Origin of the sequence: Ruegeria sediminis (assembly GCF_005938215.1) — a bacterium.
GTDB lineage: Bacteria > Pseudomonadota > Alphaproteobacteria > Rhodobacterales > Rhodobacteraceae > Ruegeria > Ruegeria sediminis.
Genome location: NZ_VCPD01000004.1, coordinates 274,831 through 294,865, shown reverse-complemented (window position 1 = coordinate 294,865; position 20,035 = coordinate 274,831). Strand labels below are relative to the sequence as shown.

At 57.7% G+C, this 20,035-nt stretch carries 17 protein-coding genes, 1 tRNA gene and 1 pseudogene; 8 read left to right on the top strand and 11 right to left on the bottom strand.

The features are described from left to right. Positions 1-10 precede the first annotated feature (10 nt). Together FGK63_RS12910 and FGK63_RS12905 are read right to left on the bottom strand one after the other, a co-directional pair. On the bottom strand, positions 11-931 hold the full coding sequence (locus tag FGK63_RS12910; RefSeq protein WP_138842859.1) for a sulfotransferase domain-containing protein: 921 nt from the start codon (positions 929-931) through the stop codon (positions 11-13). Continuing rightward, a complete protein-coding gene (locus FGK63_RS12905; RefSeq protein ID WP_138842857.1) occupies positions 932-2,347 on the bottom strand; it encodes an O-antigen ligase family protein in 1,416 nt (471 codons plus the stop codon). Between the two features lie 219 nt (positions 2,348-2,566). Between FGK63_RS12905 and FGK63_RS12900 the strand changes: the two genes are divergently transcribed. After that, positions 2,567-3,502 carry a capsular polysaccharide synthesis protein gene (locus FGK63_RS12900; RefSeq protein WP_171052643.1) on the top strand — a complete coding sequence of 312 codons (936 nt, stop codon included), beginning with the start codon at positions 2,567-2,569 and terminating at the stop codon, positions 3,500-3,502. Between the two features lie 520 nt (positions 3,503-4,022). Here FGK63_RS12900 and FGK63_RS21220 read toward each other — a convergent pair. The 4 genes and pseudogenes from FGK63_RS21220 to FGK63_RS12880 form a co-directional block, all read right to left on the bottom strand. Then, positions 4,023-4,314 (bottom strand): annotated as a pseudogene (locus FGK63_RS21220) (transposase); the annotation flags it as partial. Between the two features lie 174 nt (positions 4,315-4,488). Further along, the gene (locus FGK63_RS12890) at positions 4,489-5,376 is read right to left on the bottom strand and encodes a sulfotransferase family 2 domain-containing protein (RefSeq protein WP_218961140.1); all 888 of its coding nucleotides are present in this window, start codon (positions 5,374-5,376) and stop codon (positions 4,489-4,491) included. Between the two features lie 44 nt (positions 5,377-5,420). Continuing rightward, entirely contained in the window at positions 5,421-7,526 is a 2,106-nt protein-coding gene (locus tag FGK63_RS12885) for a right-handed parallel beta-helix repeat-containing protein (protein ID WP_138842851.1), read from the bottom strand. 1 nt (position 7,527) lies between these two features. Beyond that, positions 7,528-7,794, bottom strand: a complete 267-nt coding sequence (locus FGK63_RS12880) for a hypothetical protein (protein WP_138842849.1) — start codon at positions 7,792-7,794, stop codon at positions 7,528-7,530. Between the two features lie 237 nt (positions 7,795-8,031). On the opposite strand from FGK63_RS12880, the gene FGK63_RS12875 reads away from it, so the two are divergent. Together FGK63_RS12875 and FGK63_RS12870 are read left to right on the top strand one after the other, a co-directional pair. After that, entirely contained in the window at positions 8,032-9,246 is a 1,215-nt protein-coding gene (locus FGK63_RS12875) for a right-handed parallel beta-helix repeat-containing protein (RefSeq protein ID WP_218961139.1), read from the top strand. 110 nt (positions 9,247-9,356) lie between these two features. Beyond that, a complete protein-coding gene (locus tag FGK63_RS12870) occupies positions 9,357-9,761 on the top strand; it encodes a GtrA family protein (RefSeq protein ID WP_138842845.1) in 405 nt (134 codons plus the stop codon). Here the strand turns inward: FGK63_RS12870 and asnB are convergent. From asnB to FGK63_RS12845, 5 genes are all read right to left on the bottom strand, one after another. Further along, positions 9,719-11,662, bottom strand: coding sequence for an asparagine synthase (glutamine-hydrolyzing) (gene asnB / locus FGK63_RS12865; RefSeq protein WP_138842843.1), 1,944 nt, complete (start codon positions 11,660-11,662; stop codon positions 9,719-9,721). The genes FGK63_RS12870 and asnB overlap by 43 nt on opposite strands. A gap of 1 nt (position 11,663) precedes the next feature. Next, complete coding sequence (locus FGK63_RS12860; RefSeq protein WP_138842841.1) at positions 11,664-13,385, bottom strand: glycosyltransferase family 39 protein; 1,722 nt, start codon at positions 13,383-13,385, stop codon at positions 11,664-11,666. 13 nt (positions 13,386-13,398) lie between these two features. After that, entirely contained in the window at positions 13,399-13,596 is a 198-nt protein-coding gene (locus FGK63_RS12855; RefSeq protein WP_218961138.1) for a hypothetical protein, read from the bottom strand. 197 nt (positions 13,597-13,793) lie between these two features. Beyond that, a tRNA-Pro gene (locus tag FGK63_RS12850) sits at positions 13,794-13,870 on the bottom strand. A 136-nt stretch (positions 13,871-14,006) separates the two neighbouring features. Beyond that, on the bottom strand, positions 14,007-15,122 hold the full coding sequence (locus tag FGK63_RS12845) for a THUMP domain-containing class I SAM-dependent RNA methyltransferase (protein ID WP_138842838.1): 1,116 nt from the start codon (positions 15,120-15,122) through the stop codon (positions 14,007-14,009). A 271-nt stretch (positions 15,123-15,393) separates the two neighbouring features. Between FGK63_RS12845 and FGK63_RS12840 the strand changes: the two genes are divergently transcribed. From FGK63_RS12840 to nqrE, 5 genes are read left to right on the top strand one after another with little or no spacing between them, the layout of a single operon-like run. Beyond that, positions 15,394-16,737 (top strand): Na(+)-translocating NADH-quinone reductase subunit A, encoded by a 1,344-nt coding sequence (locus tag FGK63_RS12840; RefSeq protein WP_138842836.1) that lies wholly within the window; start codon positions 15,394-15,396, stop codon positions 16,735-16,737. 5 nt (positions 16,738-16,742) lie between these two features. Continuing rightward, a complete protein-coding gene (locus tag FGK63_RS12835) occupies positions 16,743-17,951 on the top strand; it encodes an NADH:ubiquinone reductase (Na(+)-transporting) subunit B (protein WP_138842834.1) in 1,209 nt (402 codons plus the stop codon). After that, on the top strand, positions 17,944-18,759 hold the full coding sequence (locus FGK63_RS12830; protein WP_138842832.1) for a Na(+)-translocating NADH-quinone reductase subunit C: 816 nt from the start codon (positions 17,944-17,946) through the stop codon (positions 18,757-18,759). Before FGK63_RS12835 ends, FGK63_RS12830 begins: the two co-directional genes overlap by 8 nt. Next, the gene (locus FGK63_RS12825) at positions 18,759-19,412 is read left to right on the top strand and encodes an NADH:ubiquinone reductase (Na(+)-transporting) subunit D (protein WP_138842831.1); all 654 of its coding nucleotides are present in this window, start codon (positions 18,759-18,761) and stop codon (positions 19,410-19,412) included. Before FGK63_RS12830 ends, FGK63_RS12825 begins: the two co-directional genes overlap by 1 nt. Then, positions 19,412-20,020 (top strand): NADH:ubiquinone reductase (Na(+)-transporting) subunit E, encoded by a 609-nt coding sequence (gene nqrE / locus FGK63_RS12820; protein ID WP_138842829.1) that lies wholly within the window; start codon positions 19,412-19,414, stop codon positions 20,018-20,020. The genes FGK63_RS12825 and nqrE overlap by 1 nt, the downstream gene beginning before the upstream one ends. Positions 20,021-20,035: the final 15 nt, after the last annotated feature.

Sequence of the window (20,035 nt, the reverse complement as noted above, 5' to 3'; positions counted from 1 at the left end):
GTCCGCATGTTCATCTTTCCAGTTCCGGACTGGCCCGGGGATATCCGAACTTGTCCAGGATGTGCCCAAACTCGCGTTCGATGAATGCTACGTGTTCAGGTTCCAACTCGTCTTTCCACTGTCCACTTCGGCCACTGCGGATATGCGCCCGCTCATTGGTTCTGCCCGCGGGTACTTTGCTCCGATTGCCAGCCTCGAATAGGCGCATCAACCGCACGCCCAGTTCATGCGCCCTATCGGTCAATCCAAGAAACGTGAATATCTCGGAATATTGCTTGTCGCGGTTCTCTCCCATCAAGGCGTCGTAGGAGACTTCTAGAATATCAGGATCATCCAAATTCCAGTTTTCTAGTGTTTCTCGGTTGAAATAGATGAAATGCCGGATTGTCATGAACAGGCCGTCCTTCTTGTCAACCGACCGGAGTTTGTCCTGATAGGACAGTCCGTTCTCATCCGGAACGTGGGCCCAAAGCTCGTTGGTCCACAAATGATAATAGTAGGAGGAAACGATCACGTCGCGCGGATCGCGCATGACATGAACCCCCCTGTATGGCCCAATCTCGGACAAAGGCGTCCGGCTGTGCATCGACAGAAAGACCCGGGTTTCCGGTTGCGGAATCTCTTTCGAGATTTCTTCGAAGCGTGTTCCCAATCCAAAAGACAGGATCCTGAGAACGGGCTTGAAATATGTCGTCATTGCCTTGTGATGCGTTCCGACGAATATTTTTGTCCGTTCCTCGGCAAAGTTGCGCTCTTGAAGTCGGCAGGCGAGCAAGAGTGGTAGCATCTGCCAGAACTCCGGATTTCGAAAGAGCCGGTAGTTTTTGCGGACGGAGATGGGAATTTGGGTAATCCTCTTCCGAAATCTCGACCGGCGTGATTTTCGGCCCAGACCGGCATCCGTCCTGATCTTGTTGTCCTGAACAGTCATTCAGTCGTTGTCCCTTGCCCCAAGTTGGCTTTTCGTGCGGCGTCTCGCGACTGGAGCATCATGATCCTTGCCGAACCGGGTGTACCTGATCTTGCGATCCGGCCCCGAGGGGGCAACGACCGGTTCCGTCACGCTTTCATCTTTCGCGTCCACAAACCAGACTCCCGCGCCAAGCATGAACATTAGTAGGCAGTATACCGCGTCCCATAGGTGGACCGAAATCGCGGCGACACAAACGCCAGTCAAGGCGAAAAGGTAACCCAACCGATAGCACGCTAGCTTTCCGGTCAGAGTTACTCGGCCAATGTCACGATAAAGTAGTATGACTGCCGCAAGTAGGCAAAGAAAGGCCGGGAGTCCATACCGCATGGTCATCACCAACCAAAAATTGTCGACACTTGCCAGCATCCAACGAGGGCGCGTCCAGTCATTCAGTCCGATACCGAAGATCGGGTTGCGCATAATGTCATCGATAGCGTTGTTGAAGATGTGAATCCGGTTCCAAGCCGTCGATTTCTTGATCGTCAGGTAGGCTGCGAAGATTTGCGCTGGCGAACGATTGGAAAAGATTTCGATGAAGATGTACATCCCCGCGAACATGTAGAGCAGAAGTTTCCATTTCGCTTGAATTGCGGCCATGACCCTGTTCCACAGCATCAGTGCGACCTGAACCATGACTGACAACCATGCGCCCGAAGATAACGACGTAAACACGACCAATCCAATGAGACCGACTCTTGGGAGCTTGAAAACAAGGCTCCGGTCGTACCCAAGAACGTACCACGCCAATGCAAATGCGGGGCTGCAGAATACACCGAACAATATCGGGTGCGGCAGGAACCCTTGCGCGCGATACAGTCCCAGTCGTGGTTCTTGCTGTACGGTGCGATAGGCTTCACTAAAGCTGTCAAAAAACTCGAGTACTATCGATCGGTTTGTGAAGGATTGGTGGATGCTGAAAGGAAGCATCAGAACAACGACAAAAAAGAGCCATCCAGAGAATGCCCGGAAGGCGCTTGCATCTCGAATCAACCAGCGGGCAATGAAATACGGTGACAAAGTCTCGATCAACCTGATGCCGATGTACTCATACTGCGCAAATCCGTGGTTGGCCAGAATCGCAATACTACCCCAAATTGCGAAACATACTAGCAACAGATCAACCGCGCGTACCCGATCACTCCCGTCTAACCATCGGACGACCGCCGGAACAAACAATAGGATCAGCGCAGTGCGATATCCGCTCAGGCGGAAATCGGCGATATTGAAGTAGAAAGGTAGAATGAAACACAACAACAGAATGAGCACGATGTACGGTCGGGACACTTCGCTTGTCGATCCAAACCCCATCTGCTTTTTTCGCTTCGTTACTGTCCGCGTTGCCAACGGTATCCATCCTAACAATTGGCTACCCATGGCGGCCACACCTTCGATGCCCGCTATGAAGGCTGAAGTATAGAGAAACTATACTGACATGGGTTGTCACACGGCAACGTGGAACTGCCCGGAATGGCGACGCTCGGAATGACAAGGCACACAGTTCCGCCATGCTTGCGTCACTGTTGCCCAAAGGTTGCCACGACACGCGGAAAGCGTATTGCCGCGCACCGGCATCGATTGATTTCTGGAGCCTGTTTGAAATGGCCGGTAAAATATGCAAAGCGGTTGTTTGTAGGAGTACTGGTGTTGGCTGGAAACTCATGGTTGGCATTTTTTGTGTTTCTTTTTAAGGGAAAACAGCTCCGAAGTTTTGCTCGCAGAGTGATCCGAAAAGCGGGGATGCCACGACCGGACGGTTTCGAAAAATCCATACCGCGCACGATACCGCGCAATATTTGGATCTTTTGGGACACTGGGATCGACAACGCGCCGGAAGTCGTTCGAATGTGCATAGAATCATGGAAAACCAACAACCCGAACTGGACCGTTCAAGTTCTTAGCAAGGAAACGGTGGCGAAATTCGTAGACATGCCGCCCCTATCATCAGAGATATCGATACAATCCTATTCCGACCTCCTGCGCCTCAAGCTGCTCAAGGAACGGGGGGGAGCATGGGCGGATGCAACGACCTTCTGCGTCAAGCCGCTGGATGAGTGGTTGCCTGTCTTGGGTCAACGGGGTTTTTTTGCGTTCTTCTGGACGAGAGAAACCCGATGGTTTACCTGGCCTGGAATTACACGTGAAGTCGCGACATGGTTTCTCGCGGCCGAGCCAAACCACCCGGTCGTTTCGGATTGGTGTGACTACAGTATCCGCTACCTGGACAAGCGCCGGAATCCGCATACTTACTTTTGGTGCCATACGCTCTTTGAGTTATTGATCTATTTGCGACGGCCGTTCAGGAAGGCCCTGTGTGAAGTCCCCAAGATCGGCTGTTTCGGTCCGCATCTGGTACATGACTGTGTCATGCGCCAGCGAGACTTGCCCCGCGCAGCACGCATCCTTGAAAGAGGTGCGGCGCCCGTGCAAAAGCTGCGTTGGCAATGGCACGAGGAACAGCTCGCGATCGCAAAATCCGTTCTTCAGTTGTCAAGTGCCGAAGCCTCAGGCGCCCAAGCGTCGGAAGACTAGCCCGCACATGCTACTAACTGTAGCTGGTTTTTCCGTAGTACTGCATGTCTTCGGGGCGGCGTATTCCTTGGATATTGCCTGTGGCTTGATCGCGGGGCGACGCGCGTCACCTTTTGCAATAGAGGACTGGCATGGAAGACGAGCTTTCGGTGACATACGTTGGGATTGATGTTTGGAAGGAAAAACTCGCGGACGCAGATGGGGTGGCGTGCCCCCATCGGGTGGTCCGAACAAGGGGAGCGGCTCAATAAGTGGAAAATTGCAGCTTAGGACGGTCCAGTTTTCTGGCAGCAGGTCAATCTGTCCGGTAGGTGCTGACGCCACACAGCTTCGCCGATACCAACCGACGTGACAATCTCGAGTTTGTCCACGTCACTACAGAAACGCCGCTGTTCCAACCTAAAGAATTTCACCACGCATCGCAGACCCCGCATAACACACGTTCCTATAGACGGAGTTAACTACGTGCTTTTGATCTCAGCCACATACTCAGGCAGGCGGTACCAATCGCGCGCCGACGGTCGACGCTGCTCTCTCGGCGCTGATACCGCTCGATGATTGCCGTCTCGAACGTCTGTTTGCGTAGTTTTCGTACTTTCCAGCTTCACTGGCCCTGCTTTGGCGTCGAGCAAGCGATCATAGATGCCCGCCTGCGTATCCCTGCGGCTCCGTCCGCTCGTATTTGCTCGCGCCGCACGGCCGATCCGCCTCAGTGTCCAGCATCGCATCCAATGCCCCTTCGACAGAGCGTGTATCATCTCACCGAGGTGATCAAGAATCCGAGCCTCGTCGATTCGGATTACTCTCGTCATCTTCCATTCTCCGCTCTTCTCAGGCACTTTGAAAGAAGCCGCTGTCACGGTCACATGTGCGAAAGATTTGTACGATACCAGTCTCCGCCAATCGAGGCGTTTATTGGATGAACTGTCTTAGGTGGTTACTGACCATCAATTGGCATTCCATGGCGCCCGAAGTAACGAGTTTGGTCAAGAGACACCCGCCAAAACGCAACGATACATGGCAAGATCGGCGGCGTAGTAGTCGCGGATGAAGTTTTTCACATGGCGTTCGCCGAAAACTGGACTCGATTGCGAGGTTCCTGCTTTCATTAGCATACGTCGCGCTGAGGTTCGAAGTTTTTCGTGAACTGCGCTGGGTAGAAGCCTGCGTGACAATGCGGCGCTTCCATACATGATGCGCTTCAACCCGGGATGGCGAAATACCTTGGTTCTGTTCGCATGACCGGCTTTCAAGGAATCAGTTCCGATTTGCCGGGCGAGCGCAGCAAGAAGTAGATCGAGACGCTCAACCGGATATAGGTTCTTTATCAGTTTCTGACCGTCGAGCCAGACGTAATCTGATTGTCTCGAAAAATGAATGAACCCGGGTTCAAGTACCTTAGGTTCGGATTGTAGATAAGTTTTGACCTGTTCAATCTCGGCGCGAATTTCGTTGTCGTCAAGTTGCGCGAATTCCTTCCCGAGGTACATTTTTGCCCTTTGCGACATTGCCGAGCGGAATCGTTGGAACGGATCGCGCAAAAGGGCATAACTTTCATAGGTTTTTAGCTTTGCGAAAGCCTCCGAATCAAGGTCTCGCAACAGCTTTAGCGGCAGGTGCCGATAGTCTATGTCTCCCAGTTCCGAATGATGTTCGACGGTCTTCAGAAAGCGGGTATCGGCATCGTGAAAGGGCAAAACTGCTTCTCTCACGGACGTACCCGCGCATTTTGGAACATGAACGAACACGAAACGGTAGCGATCGGATAATATCATGTCGCGATCGCCTCCGCATTGAGAATTGAATTCGGGACCGACAATATGCCGTCCAAGAAAGTGATTGGCTGGATGCAATTCTGCACCCAGCCAATACAACTTTTCAACAGTATTCGAACATCCGTACTGCTGGAGCGAATACGTCAGCCAAGCAAGCTGTTCTCCTGCACGTAGGGAGTATCGAGAAAGGCGACATCGTCGTCGACGCTGAACTCACTGATCTGGCCATCGACATGGCGACTGTGTGTAGTTCCGAGTTCCCAACCCCGCTGGCGGCCACCAAAGGCATCCACGAAATCCAGATCCGTGTTGGTCTCTTCTAGGACAACGGCGCCGTCCACCACGATCTGCAGTCGATCGGCATTCTGATCGACCATGACCGTGATCCGATGCATATCGGTGTCATTTAGACCAATATTGTCTACCTTGAAGCCTCTGGTGAACCTGGCGTCGTTGTTTGCGACATGCGCTACCAGCCCATCATCCTCGAGTGTCAGCCCTACGTGGCCTTTGTTCCAGACTACCCGTTGCTCGCTGCCATCCGCTTCGTTCCGCGTGAACTCAACCGTGAAAGTGAGTTGTTCCGAGTGCTCGAATTGTTCCAGGCGACCCAGTCTGACAGAGTCACCATATCCGTCAAAGTGAATGGCTGGACCAGTCGGGGTGTCGAGAACTGCCGCGTCACCGCGTAATTCACCTTGATTGCCATTCAGGAGTTCGGCTAAGTCCAGAACGAAATCTCCAAGTGGCGTCTCTGTGGTTTGCCCGTTGTCCGGGGCAGACGTCGCATCGGTGCTTCCGACTTCCGGCCCCGCGATTTCGGTTTTGCCAATGTCTGGTGTGGTCGAACCAGAGGTTTCCTCAGCGGGCCCGGCCACAACGGTATCTCCAGTTTCGGGGCCGGAGGTACTAGTGTCGCCAGTGTCCGGTGCCGGATTGGTGCTCCCACCCGTTGCCTCAGACCCGCCGGTGTCCGGAGCGCTGGGGTCGGTCGCCGGCGTTCCCGGCACGGTGGTTCCGCCGCTGCCAATATTGCCGGAAGACGGCGGGATGCTGATGCCCGAACTGCCCACCCATGTGTCGTATGACATGGGAAACAGCTTGACCAAATCCGATCCTGCGTTGGACGCATCAATGACGCTGCCGGGAACCACACCATACTGATTGTACCCGTCCTGTGCGGCGGTGGCGTGGTAGACAAACAAGTTGTCATAGTAGCCCGGCGCATTTGGGTCCGTGTTTTGGACATGCACGTTTTTCGTAACATTCCAATCCGATTGACCAGTATAGCCGGCAACGTCGGAAACGACGTTGTGGTCGATCGTGACATTCTGCGAACCGCCGGCAACGTTGATCTTGGGGATCGCGATTCCGCCGGTAACGCCTCGGTCCATTGCCAGTAGCGTGTTTTTAGAAATCGTCAGGTCCTTAGCGCCGCTTACAGTTATGCCGTGCGTTTGGGCATTGTAGATCAAGTTGTTCTCGATCACGACATTGGTATAAAACATGGCCGGATTATTCGGGTCCGATTTTCCGTTCCCCATAAAAATCGATTGGGCGTATTCGCCCGAACCCATGTCGATGACGTTCTCGCGTATCGTGATATCACTGCTTGTGCCAAGAAGCTTGGTGAACTGAATGAAGTCTCCGTGATCTCCCGCGCCAAGTGAGCGTTTGAAGTCATGGATATAGTTTTTTTCGATGAGTACGGTTTGGTTCCCGTCAAAAAACATCCCGTCCGACCGAATTGAATGAACATTGTTGCCTGACACGTTCACACCGATGGTGCCGGAAACACTAAGTGCTTTCCACCAGTCGAAAAATTCATTGTTGGAAACAACAATATCCGAACTGTTCCGAACAACGAGGCCCTTTCCAGTCCCATATCCGTCGTCAACCGAAGAAACTCCTTGCGCGATGTCGCCGGAAAAAACCGAGTCCTTGATCGCGATCTTGGAACTGTTCTTGATTTCGAAAGCCATATGGCTTGTCGCTTCACCGTTGAATTTGTAGTCAAACATCACATCTTCGAATGTAATATTCGACACACCATCTAGTCTCATTTTCGAAATGGTAGCAGGCACATTGGGGTCCAGCGACTTTATCGAAACATTCGACCCATATTGGATGTTCTTCAAATTCAACGTGCCATAGTCGCCTGCCGCCAGAAGGATCGTTTCGCCTCCTGTTGCTTGCGACAGCGCCTGATTCAACTCGGCCGCAGAGGTAACCGTGATCGTTTTTGACATTCTACACCTTTGGTTTCAGAAGCGCCTTTACAGCGCAGTAGACCCCGCTCGAGAGGGCCATAGGGAACAGTCGCTTTGCGGCGACAGCGTGGCCAAAAACGGAAATATTCAGAGATTTTTGCCTGCGTGTGGACAATATTGCTCGACTGCCTTCCGTTTCCGGGAAAACTTGAACTCGATACCCGGACATTTTTTTCTTGCGTCCAGCTTTGAGGGCGAGAAACGCGATGCGCAACATCCAGGCTTGAGCCCCCTTTTTTTCAGGCATATCCCCGCGTATCCCCGATAGGTCATCGGCAGCAAATCGCCCGTTGACGCTTGGGCAGCAATTCCGAAGCGGGTTTGGAATGCCCGTTTCCGGCCGGCAAACATGACGACGTGGACAAGACTTTCCCCGGATCGTAGAATCGGGCCCGTCACGAAAGGGATGAAGAGCGGCCGCCACATGCGAAGCAAACACAACCCAGTCGGCCTTCTGGCTTGCACCGCAGTCCTCCTCTTGGCCTTGTCGACGCAACTGTCCGCCGCTCCGGCTTGTTCAGGCAACAAAATCACGACGACCGCTGCCGGGGCCGGCCAGGGGCAGGTCATCCGCAACGCCGCCGAACTGTCCGCCGCTCTCAGGAAAGCCCGCGGAGGCGAAACCTTGGCATTGGCGGGCGGAAACTATGGGACCTTGAAAATCCGTGCGACCTTCGGGAAATCAGTTACGATTCGGTCAGCTAATCCCAAGTCACCGGCCTGTTTTTCAAAGCTGCATCTGAGTGGTGTCCGGAACATAGTCCTCGACGGGTTGGTATTCGACTACGCTTTTACGCAAGGCGACAAGGACTCCTTCAGTCCGTTCATAATAAAGGCCAGTAGCGACGTAACTATTGCCAATTCGGTGTTCGATGGTGATTATAACGCCGGCGTTGGGCACGGACGTGGCTTGCGGATCACAGACAGCGCATCCGTAAGCATCCTGAATAGTACTTTCCGGAAATGGTGGAAGGCTATTACGGGTGGAAATACCTCCAACCTCATCTTACGCGGCAACAACATCTATGATGTTCGGTCGGATGGAATGGCATTCGGAGGTATCTCGGGTTTGGTGGTTGAAGCCAACCGTCTACACAATTTCCGCGGCGTTCAAGGACGAGATCACAGAGACATGCTTCAGATCATGCGTAGTTCTGGATTGCGCAGCACTGATGTCGTGATTCGGGATAACATCTTCGACATCGGGCGTGGGGATTACACCCAGACTATTTTTATGGGGAGTAGCGGTAAGAACATGAATGACCCAAATATGCGGCACCAGAATGTCGCGATTGAAAACAACGTCATCTACAATGCGCATGTTCACGGCATCTCTGTAGATGGTGTTGATAACCTTTCGATCAGAAGAAATACGATCATCCGGGTGCGCCGAGCCGAAGGTGGAAATGTCTCAATCCCACGCATCAACGTCCTGTCGTCAAAGTATGTCGTTATCGAAAAAAACGTCGTCAGTAGCATAGGTGGGTTCGAAAACCAGCGGGACTGGGTCGTTATCGAAAATGCGTTTGTTCAGGATGAATCGCCATCTGCTCAAGGCTACTACGATCGCGAGTTCATCTACTACGCGACCGGTCCGAAAAATGGTTATTTTGAGTATGGTGTGCGTCCCGGTGGCCGGATTCACCGTCTCGACGCTGGATCGACACTTGTTCGCAACTACCCGTCGTCTCGCAGGTAGACGCCTATTGGTTTCCTGGGCTGCGGATCAGAGGACTGGCTGAGACATTTTGACAAAAGGCAGAATGTGTTTTCTCGATGGTTCCAAGTCAATAACTGGCAATTGGCAAGATGACTTCAAACCTCAAAGACAAACGCCAGTTCTTCAGGTTCCTGAGCATCAACATTCTGGGCACCGTCGCTGATTTCCTGCTTGCGGTTCTGTTGGTCGCGGCCTTGTCCTCGCCTCCGGTTTTCGCCGCGACATTCGGGTTCGTCGTCGGTTCCGCCGTGAACTACTGCGGGCACAACATCTTCAGCTATGAACATACCAGCCGGCACACCATTTCAGTCCGGGGGTTTGCCAAATACCTTTTGGCGGTGCTGTTTTCGCTGGTGGTCCGGCTCGCCGTTGTGGCGGGGTTGGGATTCGCGACGGACCTGCCGTTCTGGCTCATCCTGCTCGTGGCGATCGGCGCCTCTTTCGTCGCCAGCTACGTCATCTCGACCATCTGGGTTTTCCGCAAGCCCGGCTGAGTGTCGATATAGAGCTCGTACCACATAACATAGTTCAAGAGCCCCCAAAGCGGCCGGCCGTTGTCGCGGCGGCCGTTCAGGTGGTCATCGATCAAGCGCTGGATCGCCTGCGGGCGGAACAGGCCGATCCTCGCGATGTTGTCGGGTCCTAGATAGCGCATCATCAGGTCCTTCAACTCTCTCTTGAGCCAGCGCGAATAAGGCATTTCCAGCCCGACCTTCTTCTTGTTGAGGATGCTCTCGGGCAGATCATTCTCCATCGCCCGGCGCATCAGGTGCTTCTTGCGCCGGTTCTTCATCTTCAGATGCGGCGGCACCGTGGCGAGAAACGCGGTCAGTTCCGGGTCTGTGAAAGGCACCCGCGCCTCCAGGGAATGCGCCATCGTCATCCGGTCATTCTTGATCATCAGATCGTCGGGCAGAAAGATCGTCGAATCGATGTACATCAGCCGCGACAGAATCTCGTCGGCGCCGCAATGGTCGAAGGCGGCGCTGAAATGGCGCACAGACGGCTGCAGCGCGGCCACATTCGCCAGGCCTTCTGCGTAAAGGTCGAATTTCTCGGCCTCGCCCAGCACGATCCGCCACCACAGATGCGCCTCTGCGGGCGGCAGGTCCAAGCCGCCGAGGAACCGTTTCGCCTTGAACTCGAAACTCAGCTTCTTGTCCGACACGGGAAGCAGGTTCACCAAGGGCCTCACGACGCCGTTGCGGATGAAGCCGGGGATCTTTCGGGCCTGACTGTAGACGTTGTAAGCGGCGTGAGTGTCGTAGCCTGCGAAGGCTTCGTCGCCACCTTCGCCGGACAGGACCACCACGACCTCGTCCTTGGCCAGTTCGCTCACGAAATAGGTCGGAATGGCCGAGCCGTCACCATATGGCTCGTCCGTGAAGCTGAGGTATTTCGGCAGCATGCCCCGCACCATATCCGCGGTGACCGTCACCTCGCGATGCACGGTGTTGAACTTGTCCGCCACGATCCTGGCATAAGGCAGTTCATTGAAGCTTTGGTCCTCGAAACCTACGGAGTAGGTATGGACCGGCTCGTCCACGTGCTTGTGCATCAGCGCCACGAGCGTGCTGGAATCAAGGCCGCCGGACAGAAATACGCCGATCGGAACATCGGCTATCAGGCGCCGTTGCAGCGCCTTGTCCATCAACTCGTACGAACGCGCTACCGCGTGCTCTTCGGCCATTGCGGCATCGGCGCGGAAGTGCAGGTCCCAATAGCGCTTGATCGAGATCTCACCGCCTGCGGTGACGGTCATGTGATGGCCCGGCGGCACCTCCAGAATCCCCTCAAAGGCGGTTTGGGTGCCGGGGATGTAGTTGAAGGTCAGGAAATCGTGCAGCGCCTGAAGCGAAGGTTTGCGCTCAACCCGCTCGTCGGCAATGATCGCCTTGATTTCCGAACCGAACCGGAAATATGCCTCATCGGACTGATAGAAGAAGGGCTTGATCCCATACCGGTCCCGTACCAGGTGCAGTTCCCGGCTGCGCGAGTCCCAGATCGCGAACGCAAACATTCCGTTCAGCTCGGCCACCATGTCCAGTCCCATCTCTTCGTAGAGGTGGATCAGCACTTCGGTATCCGTGCGCGACTTGAAGATATGACCGCGTTCTTCCAGCCGATGCTTTTTCTTGAGTTCCTGGAAGTTGTAGATCTCGCCGTTGAAGACGATCACCTCGGTGCCGTCCTCGTTCGTCATCGGCTGATGCCCGGCATAGGACAGGTCGATCACCGACAGCCGCCGGAAACCCAGCGCGACATGATCGTCCGACCAGGTGCCATCGTCGTTCGGCCCGCGATGGGCAAGGGTCGCCGCCATTCTGGCCGCCAACCCCTCGTCGGGAGCTTCCGACGAAGGGTCTATCCGCAGGATCCCGCAAATTCCGCACATGCTATTCGCTTCCTTTCGAGACTAAGCGACCAGTGCCGGCACGGGCGCCCCTGTCGATGTTCTCCCGGCACACGACAACGTCTCCGCCGCCCAGCGAGCCATGGAACCGGTCGACGACAGTGAAATCCTTGTCGATCCGGGCAAGGATCTCGGGGTACGTGGTCTTGGCATGTACCGGCATGGTGTAGATCAGCCAGGTTCTGCCGGTTTCCGAGCCCAAACGCTCCAGTTCCTCCACGGTCTCGATCGTAGGCCACTCCTTGCCGTAGTAGGCGTTGAACGGGAAGCCGGCGATGCCAACTGTAAGAACAGTGTCGCCTGGCTGCGTTTCCCGCTCGATCAATTCAATCGCCGCGGCATAGTTCTGTTTCGGCAGGTAGACGTGACGCAGGGACAGGACCGAGGCCGACACGATGCCGGCGCACAGCAATGCAGGCAGCCAGCCGGCGGCCGATGCAGGCAACGGAAGGAAACGTTCGAGGAAACGGCCTGTCACGGTCGCGCCGCGGATCACGATGATGATGGCGAACCCGAAGGCGAAAAAGAAGAACCGCGGGAACAGCGTGTACCCGATGCTCGTCATGACGGTGAACCCGACCACCACCGGGATCAGGAACAACGACGCGACCGCCGGCCTTTTGCGGATGAAATCCAGCAGACCGATGGCAAAGACCGCTCCCGCCACAAGCACGACGCCGCCGCTGGCAAAGCCGATCCGAAGGCTGCTGACGAGTTCGGCGAACGCCCAGAGCGGATTGGTCCACTCATTGTCCCTTCCCTGGAGGCCGGAGTTCAGCAGCGCTCCACCGACCATGCTTGGCAAGACCAGCGCATAGGCTTGAAAGGTCAGCAGACCCACGGGAATGAAACCGCAGAACAGCCCGTTCCACGGACACGGAGCCCGCTGGGCGGTCCGGCCGAAAAGGGTCGCGCCCCAGATCATGAACTGCGCCAGGGCCATCAGGCCCATGGTCGGATGCGTGAAAGCCCCCAGAACGACGGCAAGGCAGTAGAGCCCCCATTTGCGCGGGCTACCGTGACGGATGGCGTCCAGCAGCCAGGCGCTTGAAAGAATCGAGAAGAACAGCAGCGCGGTGTAGCCCCGCGCGTTCTGGCTGAACCAGATATGATGATAGGAAAAGGTCAACAGCGCCGCGGCAAACAGGCTTTCGTTCGTCCCGCTGACCCGCCGTGCAAGGTAATAGAGCGCGGCGACGCCACCGATGCCGAAAAGCACCGCAGGCAGCCTGAATGCCCAGACGCTGTCGCCGAAGACCGACAGGGACAGCCGCGCGAGGACCGAGAACAGAACGTGGTTGTTGGCGTCGTGATAGGTGCTGACGATCTGACCCACGGTCATCGGCATGTAGTAGACCGATGTCAGCATCTCGTCATACCAGATCCCGACATCGAGATCGTGGAGCCGAAGCGCCGTCGCGCAGACCAGCAATGCAATGAAAATCGCGGTCTGGACAGGGCTTGCCTCAGAAATCTCTGGGCGGATGTGAACCGGAGGCTGACGGACCGGCAACAACCGCAGCGCCAGAAGATACGCCCCGAATGTCACCAGACCGGCCTTGAAAAGCCAAGCGCCCTGGACAAGGGCCGGTTCACCGACGGCACCACTGCCGCGCAGTCCCTGGACCAGTGCGCTGCTGGGAAGAACCAGCCCCACCGCGAGCAGGATCAATCCGGCGATGATGTTGAAAGACAGCCCGTTCATCTAACCACTTAACTCAATACCAAAGGCATTCTGCATGTTTCCATGCCGTCTGACAATTGAATGAACCTGTGCCGCTGCCAAGCTGTATCTTTGCGGCCTGCGATGCAGGAGGGCCGTCAGTTGCCAATTTGCGGTTGCGGATGTTCGTCCCGCTTGGGTTATGAATACCTGTCAAAGGCAACAGCTGATCGGCAATAGCCAGACGTGTCATCCTTGCAAGTTCGCCCACTTGGTCTGTCCGGTCAATCTCAGGAAGTCTGACAAGACGATCACCAAATACGGTGAATCGAAACCAGTCCGCGCGGTCAAAGTGCCGGCAAGAGACGCTGACCTCCGGTTGCTTCCGAGGGGCTGTACGGCGCCGTTCAGCTTCCGGAAGCGAAAAAGGTCGGATTTTGATTGAAGTATTGGTCGGAGTGAGAGGATTCGAACCTCCGGCCCCTGCCTCCCGAAGACAGTGCTCTACCAGGCTGAGCTACACTCCGACCGTGGCGGGTGATCTATACCCGTGAAATCGGATGCGCAAGGGGGATTCTGCCGTGCCATTGTGGATTCCGGCGACACGGAAATGCGTGGATCGGATCGGATCGGATCGCTGCCCATGTGTACACCCCTGCCGCTTCACGCCAGAGGGGGCGTCCGATAAAGCCGGATCTTGGTGCCGCCGTGATCGACCACCGGCCCCGGCGGCAGCAGAGGCAGCCGGGTTGCGCGCGCCAGACCCTGGCCGCTGGTGACGATGCCGACCCGCCAGCCGGAAAAGCGCTCCAGCAACACTTTGCCGAGCGACCCGTAGAGCGAACGCAGCCGTTTTTCGTCGCCTATTCGGCCGCCATAGGGCGGGTTGACGATCACGAGGCCCGGCGGGCCGTCGGGCGCCTTCAGGTCGCTGACGGCCCGATGCTGAAAGCGGGTGATCCCGTCGACACCGGCGCGGGCGGCGTTGGCGCGGCTGGCTTCGATCGCGCCATCGTTGCGGTCCGAGCCGTGAAACAGGATGCCTGTTTCGGTCGCGGTGCCGGAATCCCGCATGTCTTGCCACACCGACGCGTCGAATGTCGCGAGCTGTTCGAAGGCAAAGCTGCGCGTGCGTCCGGGATCCAGTCCCATCGCGATCTCGGCGGCTTCGATCACGAATGTGCCAGAGCCGCACATGGGGTCCAGTACCGGTTCGGATCCGTCGAACCCGCAATCGCGCAGGAACATGGCGGCCATGGTCTCGCGCATGGGGGCCTTGGCGACGGCCTCCTTGTGGCCGCGCTTGTGCAGTGGCTCGCCGGACGTATCCACAGAAAAAGTGCACAGATCTTTTTCGATCCGCAGCAGGACGCGCAATCCGGCCTCCGGCGAAACCGGCGCGCCCAGTGTTTCCGCAATCGCGGTCTCGACCCGCTGCTTCGCGGCGCCGGCATGATAGATGCGCGACTTGCGGCTGGTCGCCTCTACCTTGATGGGCACATCCGCGCGCAGCACGTCCCCCCAGGGGAATTTCCGCGCGCGCTTGTCCAGTTGCGCCAGATGCACGGCAGGGAACGAGCCGATGCGCACCAGAACCTTGTTCGCGCCGCGCAGCTGCAGGTTGGCGCGCCAGACCTCGGCCCAGTTGCCGCGGCAGCTCACGCCGCCGGGGATGACGCGCGCGCCGGCAAAACCCTTTTCGGCCGTTTCGGCACAAAGCGGGTTTTCAAGGCCGGGCGTGGCGACCAGAAAGATGTCCAGATCGTCGGATTTGCTCATGCCGGCTGCATATACTGGCTGCCGCGAATGTGCGACATGCAAATTCATAGGCGGCATCATTGGCGCCGATTGCGTCAATTTCGCCCAAATCCGGGCTTTGGCGCCTGTTTGAGCGGTAACAGGTTTGCCTTCGGTAACGTCCCCGCGTAAACGGTGCCCTGACCGAGGCCGGTTTCGCGGATTCACACCTGTTTCCTGCGCATCCGCTGGGCCAAGGTCATCCGGTAGGGACTAGCTGGCACGGGAACTGGGCTCGGAAGAACGAAGCGACATGCAGACTTTCAAACTGAAAAAGGGGCTGGACCTGCCTGTCGAGGGCGCGCCCGAACAAAAGATCCACCCAGGGCCGGAATTCTCGACGGTTGCCGTGCTTGGCCCCGATTATGTCGGACTGAAGCCGCGGATGCTGGTTCAGGAAGGCGACGATGTGCAACGCGGCACTCCGCTTTTCTGCCACAAGGATGCACCCGACGTGATGATGGTCGCGCCGCTGGGCGGCAAGGTCGTCGCGATCAACCGCGGTGCGCGCCGGGTTCTGCAAAGCGTGGTGATCGAAGTCGCGGATGCCAACGATGCGGGCGTCGATTTTTCGGGCGTGGGCGACGGCGAGACGGCTGAAGGCGTGACCGCCAAACTGTGCGCCGCCGGCTTGTGGACGGCGTTCCGCACGCGGCCCTATTCCAAGATGCCTCTGCCCGGCACCGCCCCGGCCGCGATCTTCGTGACCGCGATGGACAGCGAACCGCTGTCGGCGGATGCAGCCCTGATCATCGCGGACGCAGGCGACGCCTTCGCCGCCGGGCTGAGCGCGGTATCGAAACTGACCGAAGGCAAGACTTATCTGTGCCACAAGGACGGCGACAGCATCCCGGGCGGCGATCTGCCCGGCGTGGAAGCCGCGTCATTTTCCGGCCCGCATCCCGCTGGCCTGGCCGGTACGCATATTCATTTCCTTGCGCCGCCCAAGGCAGATACGCAGGTCTGGACCATCGGGTATCAGGACGTGATCGCCATCGGCCGCCTGATGCAGACGGGTCACCTGGATCCCAACATCGTCGTTGCGCTGTCCGGTCCCGCCGCGCGTCAGCCGCGGCTGATCCGCACCGTCATGGGTGCTTCGACCGAGGATCTGACCCGCGACGAGATCAACGCGGACGGACCCGTCCGGGTCATTTCGGGTTCGATCCTGTCGGGCCGCCATGCCGACGGGCCGGTCGCCTATCTCGGCCGGTTCGCCCGCCAGGTTTCCATCATCCGCGAGGATCGCGAACAGATCCCGATGGGCTGGATCCGACCGATGCCCTCGAAATACGCGGTGCAGCCGGTGCTGGGCTCGGCCTTCGCCAAGAAACTCTACGCCTTCACCAGCAACCTCAATGGCGGTCGCCGCGCGATGGTGCCCACCGGCACGTTCGAAGAGTTGATGCCGCAGGACTATCTGCCGACGCAATTGCTGCGGGCGCTGCTGGTGATGGATACCGACACGGCGCAGGCGCTTGGCGCGCTGGAACTGGACGAAGAGGATCTGGGCCTTGTCGGCTTTGCCTGTCCCGCCAAGTATGAATACGGGCTGGCGCTGCGCGACTGCCTTGCAAAGATTGAGAAGGAGGGCTGAGCCGGATGGGTTTGCGCAGCTTCTTTGACCGGATCGAGCCGAACTTCACCAAGGGCGGCAAGTACGAGAAACTCTTTCCCGTCTACGAGATGGTCGAGAGCTTCATCTACACACCGAAAACCGTAACCACCGTCGCGCCTCATGCCCGTTCCTTCGTGGATATGAAGCGGATCATGACCTATGTCGTGATCGCGACGATCCCCTGCATCCTGTGGGGAATGTGGAACACCGGCTACCAGGCCAATTCCGCGCTTGCCGTGATGGGTTCCGAGGCCGCGACCGGCTGGCGCATCGCCATCCTGCAGGCGTTTGGCATCTCGCTGGACCCGGCAAGCGCCTTTGGCAACGTCATGCACGGGCTGCTGTATTTCCTGCCGATCTACATCACGACACTCGTCGCCGGCGGCATTTTCGAAGTGATCTTCGCCACTGTGCGCGGGCATGAGGTGAACGAGGGGTTCCTCGTCACGTCGATGCTCTATACGCTGATCCTTCCTGCCACCACGCCCCTTTGGCAGGTTGCGCTGGGCATCATCTTCGGGGTGGTGATCGGCAAGGAGGTCTTTGGCGGCACCGGCAAGAACTTCCTCAATCCTGCGCTGGTCGGCCGGGCGTTTCTGTATTTCGCCTATCCCGCCGCCATGTCGGGCGATGCGGTCTGGACCCCGGTGGACGGGTTTTCCGGCGCGACCGCCCTGGCGGTGTCGGCGGCGGACGGCTATCAGGCGCTGGCGGCCGAAGGCATCACCTGGTGGAACGCGTTCTACGGCACCATTCAGGGCAGTTTCGGCGAAACCTCGACCCTGGCCTGCATCATCGGCCTGGCCTTCCTGCTGCTTACCAAGATCGCCAACTATCGCCTGATCGTCGGCTGCCTGGCCGGCACCATCGCCTTCACTTGGCTTCTGAACCTGATCGGGTCGGACACCAACCCGATGTTCGCGATGCCTTGGTACTGGCACGTGGTGCTGGGCGGCTACGCCTTCGGCCTCGCCTTCATGGTCACCGAGCCGGTTTCGGCCAGCCATACCAACATGGGCCGCTACGTCTATGGCGCGCTGATCGGCGTCATGGTGGTGCTGATCCGTGTGGTCAACCCGGCCTTCCCCGAAGGCATGATGCTGGCCATCCTGTTCGGCAACGTCTTTGCGCCGCTGATCGACTATTTCGTCGTGCAAGCGAACATCAAACGGAGGGCGCGTCGCCATGTCTGACACGCAAACCCCTGAACCAAAGGGCGCGATCGCCCGGTTTCTGGCGGCATCCCCCGACTCGGTCGGCAAGACGATCTTCATCGCGGTGGCGGTGTGTCTCGTGGCCTCGATGATCGTCTCGACCGCGGCGGTCAGCCTTCGCCCGGTGCAGGAGGCCAACAAGCTAAAGGACAAGCAGGTGAACGTCCTGCAGGTGGCGGGCGTCTACGAGCCCGGCATCGATGTCAGCGAGGCATTCGCCGCGTTCGAGCCGCATGTGCTGGACCTCGAGACCGGCGAATTCGTCGATGACCGGTTCGATCCCGAAACCTTCGATGATCTGGCCGCCGCCAGCGATCCCGAACTGAGCGTCGCGCTCGACGACGATCCCGCGGGCATCGGTCGCAAGGCCAAATACCGCGTGATCTACCTGCTGCGGGACGAAGGCGGGGCACTGGACAAGGTGATCCTGCCGCTGCACGGCTATGGGCTGTGGTCCACGCTGTACGGCTTTATCGCGCTGGAAAACAATGGCAACGACATCTTCGGCCTGCAATTCTACCAGCACGGCGAAACGCCCGGCCTCGGCGCCGAGGTCGACAATCCGCGCTGGAAGGCGCTGTGGAACGGCAAGAAGCTGCGGGATGACACGGGCGAATTGCAGATCACCGTGTCCAAGACGCAACCCGCCGCCGGGCCGGAATTCTACGTCGATGCGCTGGCCGGGGCCACGTTGACGACCGTCGGCGTGGACAACCTTGTGAAATTCTGGATGGGCGATGCGGGCTACGGCCCCTTCCTGGCCAAACTGCAAGCGGGAGAGATCTGATGGCCCAGACTAGGAAAGAACTGCTGGTCGATCCGCTGGTCGACAACAATCCGATCACCCTGCAGGTGCTGGGCATCTGTTCGGCGCTGGCGGTGACCTCGTCGCTGCAGGTCTCGATGGTGATGGCGCTGGCGGTGATCTTCGTGACCGCTTTTTCGTCGATGTTCATCTCGATGCTGCGCAACCAGATCCCCGGCTCGATCCGGATCATCGTGCAGATGGTGATCATCGCCTCGCTGGTGATCCTGGTGGACCAGATCCTCAAGGCCTACGCCTTCCAGATATCCAAGACGCTGTCGGTCTTCGTCGGCCTGATCATCACCAACTGCATCGTGATGGGCCGGGCCGAGGCTTTCGCGATGAAGAACCCGCCGGTGGCGTCCTTCATCGACGGGCTGGGCAACGGCACGGGGTATGGCCTGATCCTGATGCTCGTGGGTGTCATCCGCGAATTGTTCGGATCGGGCTCGCTGTTCGGCTTGACGATCCTGCAAACGGTCAACAACGGCGGCTGGTACGTCCCGAACGGGCTGCTTCTGCTGCCGCCTTCGGCCTTTTTCGTGATCGGCCTGCTGATCTGGGCCTTCCGGACGTGGAAACCGAACCAGGTCGAAGAACGCGAATTCAAGATCCAGTCGGTGGAGGCGCACTGATGGAAGGGCTCCTTTCTCTGGCCGTCAAGGCGGTCTTCGTCGAGAACCTGGCGCTCAGCTTCTTTCTCGGCATGTGCACCTTCATCGCGGTGTCGAAGAAGATCTCGACCGCGCTGGGCCTGGGCATCTCGGTCATGCTCGTACAGGCGATCACGGTTCCCACCAACAACCTGCTGCTGTCCTACCTGCTGAAACCGGGTGCGCTGGCCTGGGCGGGCTTTCCGGACGTGGATCTGACCTTTCTCGGGCTGATTTCCTATATCGGCGTGATCGCCGCGATGGTGCAGATCCTCGAGATGATCCTCGATAAGTATTTCCCGCCGCTCTACAACGCGCTGGGGATCTTCCTGCCGCTGATCACCGTGAACTGCGCCATTCTCGGCGGATCGCTGTTCATGGTGGAGCGCGACTACAACTTTGCCGAGGCGGCGACATACGGTCTGTCGTCTGGCTTTGGCTGGGCGCTGGCGATCACCGCGATGGCCGGTGTGCGCGAGAAGCTGAAATACTCGGACGTGCCGGACGGGCTGCAGGGTCTTGGCATCACCTTCATCACCGCGGGACTGATGGCAATGGCCTTCATGTCCTTCTCGGGCGTCAAACTGTAACGGAGAGCGCGGAGA

What these genes read in the sequence shown, in the direction of transcription:
- FGK63_RS12910 (WP_138842859.1), bottom strand. Translation starts at nt 931, where the DNA reads ATGACTGTTCAGGACAACAAGATCAGGACGGATGCCGGTCTGGGCCGA.
- FGK63_RS12905 (WP_138842857.1), bottom strand. Translation starts at nt 2,347, where the DNA reads ATGGGTAGCCAATTGTTAGGATGGATACCGTTGGCAACGCGGACAGTA.
- FGK63_RS12885 (WP_138842851.1), bottom strand. Translation starts at nt 7,526, where the DNA reads ATGTCAAAAACGATCACGGTTACCTCTGCGGCCGAGTTGAATCAGGCG.
- FGK63_RS12880 (WP_138842849.1), bottom strand. Translation starts at nt 7,794, where the DNA reads ATGCCTGAAAAAAAGGGGGCTCAAGCCTGGATGTTGCGCATCGCGTTT.
- FGK63_RS12870 (WP_138842845.1), top strand. Translation starts at nt 9,357, where the DNA reads ATGACTTCAAACCTCAAAGACAAACGCCAGTTCTTCAGGTTCCTGAGC.
- asnB (WP_138842843.1), bottom strand. Translation starts at nt 11,662, where the DNA reads ATGTGCGGAATTTGCGGGATCCTGCGGATAGACCCTTCGTCGGAAGCT.
- FGK63_RS12860 (WP_138842841.1), bottom strand. Translation starts at nt 13,385, where the DNA reads ATGAACGGGCTGTCTTTCAACATCATCGCCGGATTGATCCTGCTCGCG.
- FGK63_RS12855 (WP_218961138.1), bottom strand. Translation starts at nt 13,596, where the DNA reads ATGACACGTCTGGCTATTGCCGATCAGCTGTTGCCTTTGACAGGTATT.
- FGK63_RS12845 (WP_138842838.1), bottom strand. Translation starts at nt 15,122, where the DNA reads ATGAGCAAATCCGACGATCTGGACATCTTTCTGGTCGCCACGCCCGGC.
- FGK63_RS12840 (WP_138842836.1), top strand. Translation starts at nt 15,394, where the DNA reads ATGCAGACTTTCAAACTGAAAAAGGGGCTGGACCTGCCTGTCGAGGGC.
- FGK63_RS12835 (WP_138842834.1), top strand. Translation starts at nt 16,743, where the DNA reads ATGGGTTTGCGCAGCTTCTTTGACCGGATCGAGCCGAACTTCACCAAG.
- FGK63_RS12830 (WP_138842832.1), top strand. Translation starts at nt 17,944, where the DNA reads ATGTCTGACACGCAAACCCCTGAACCAAAGGGCGCGATCGCCCGGTTT.
- FGK63_RS12825 (WP_138842831.1), top strand. Translation starts at nt 18,759, where the DNA reads ATGGCCCAGACTAGGAAAGAACTGCTGGTCGATCCGCTGGTCGACAAC.
- nqrE (WP_138842829.1), top strand. Translation starts at nt 19,412, where the DNA reads ATGGAAGGGCTCCTTTCTCTGGCCGTCAAGGCGGTCTTCGTCGAGAAC.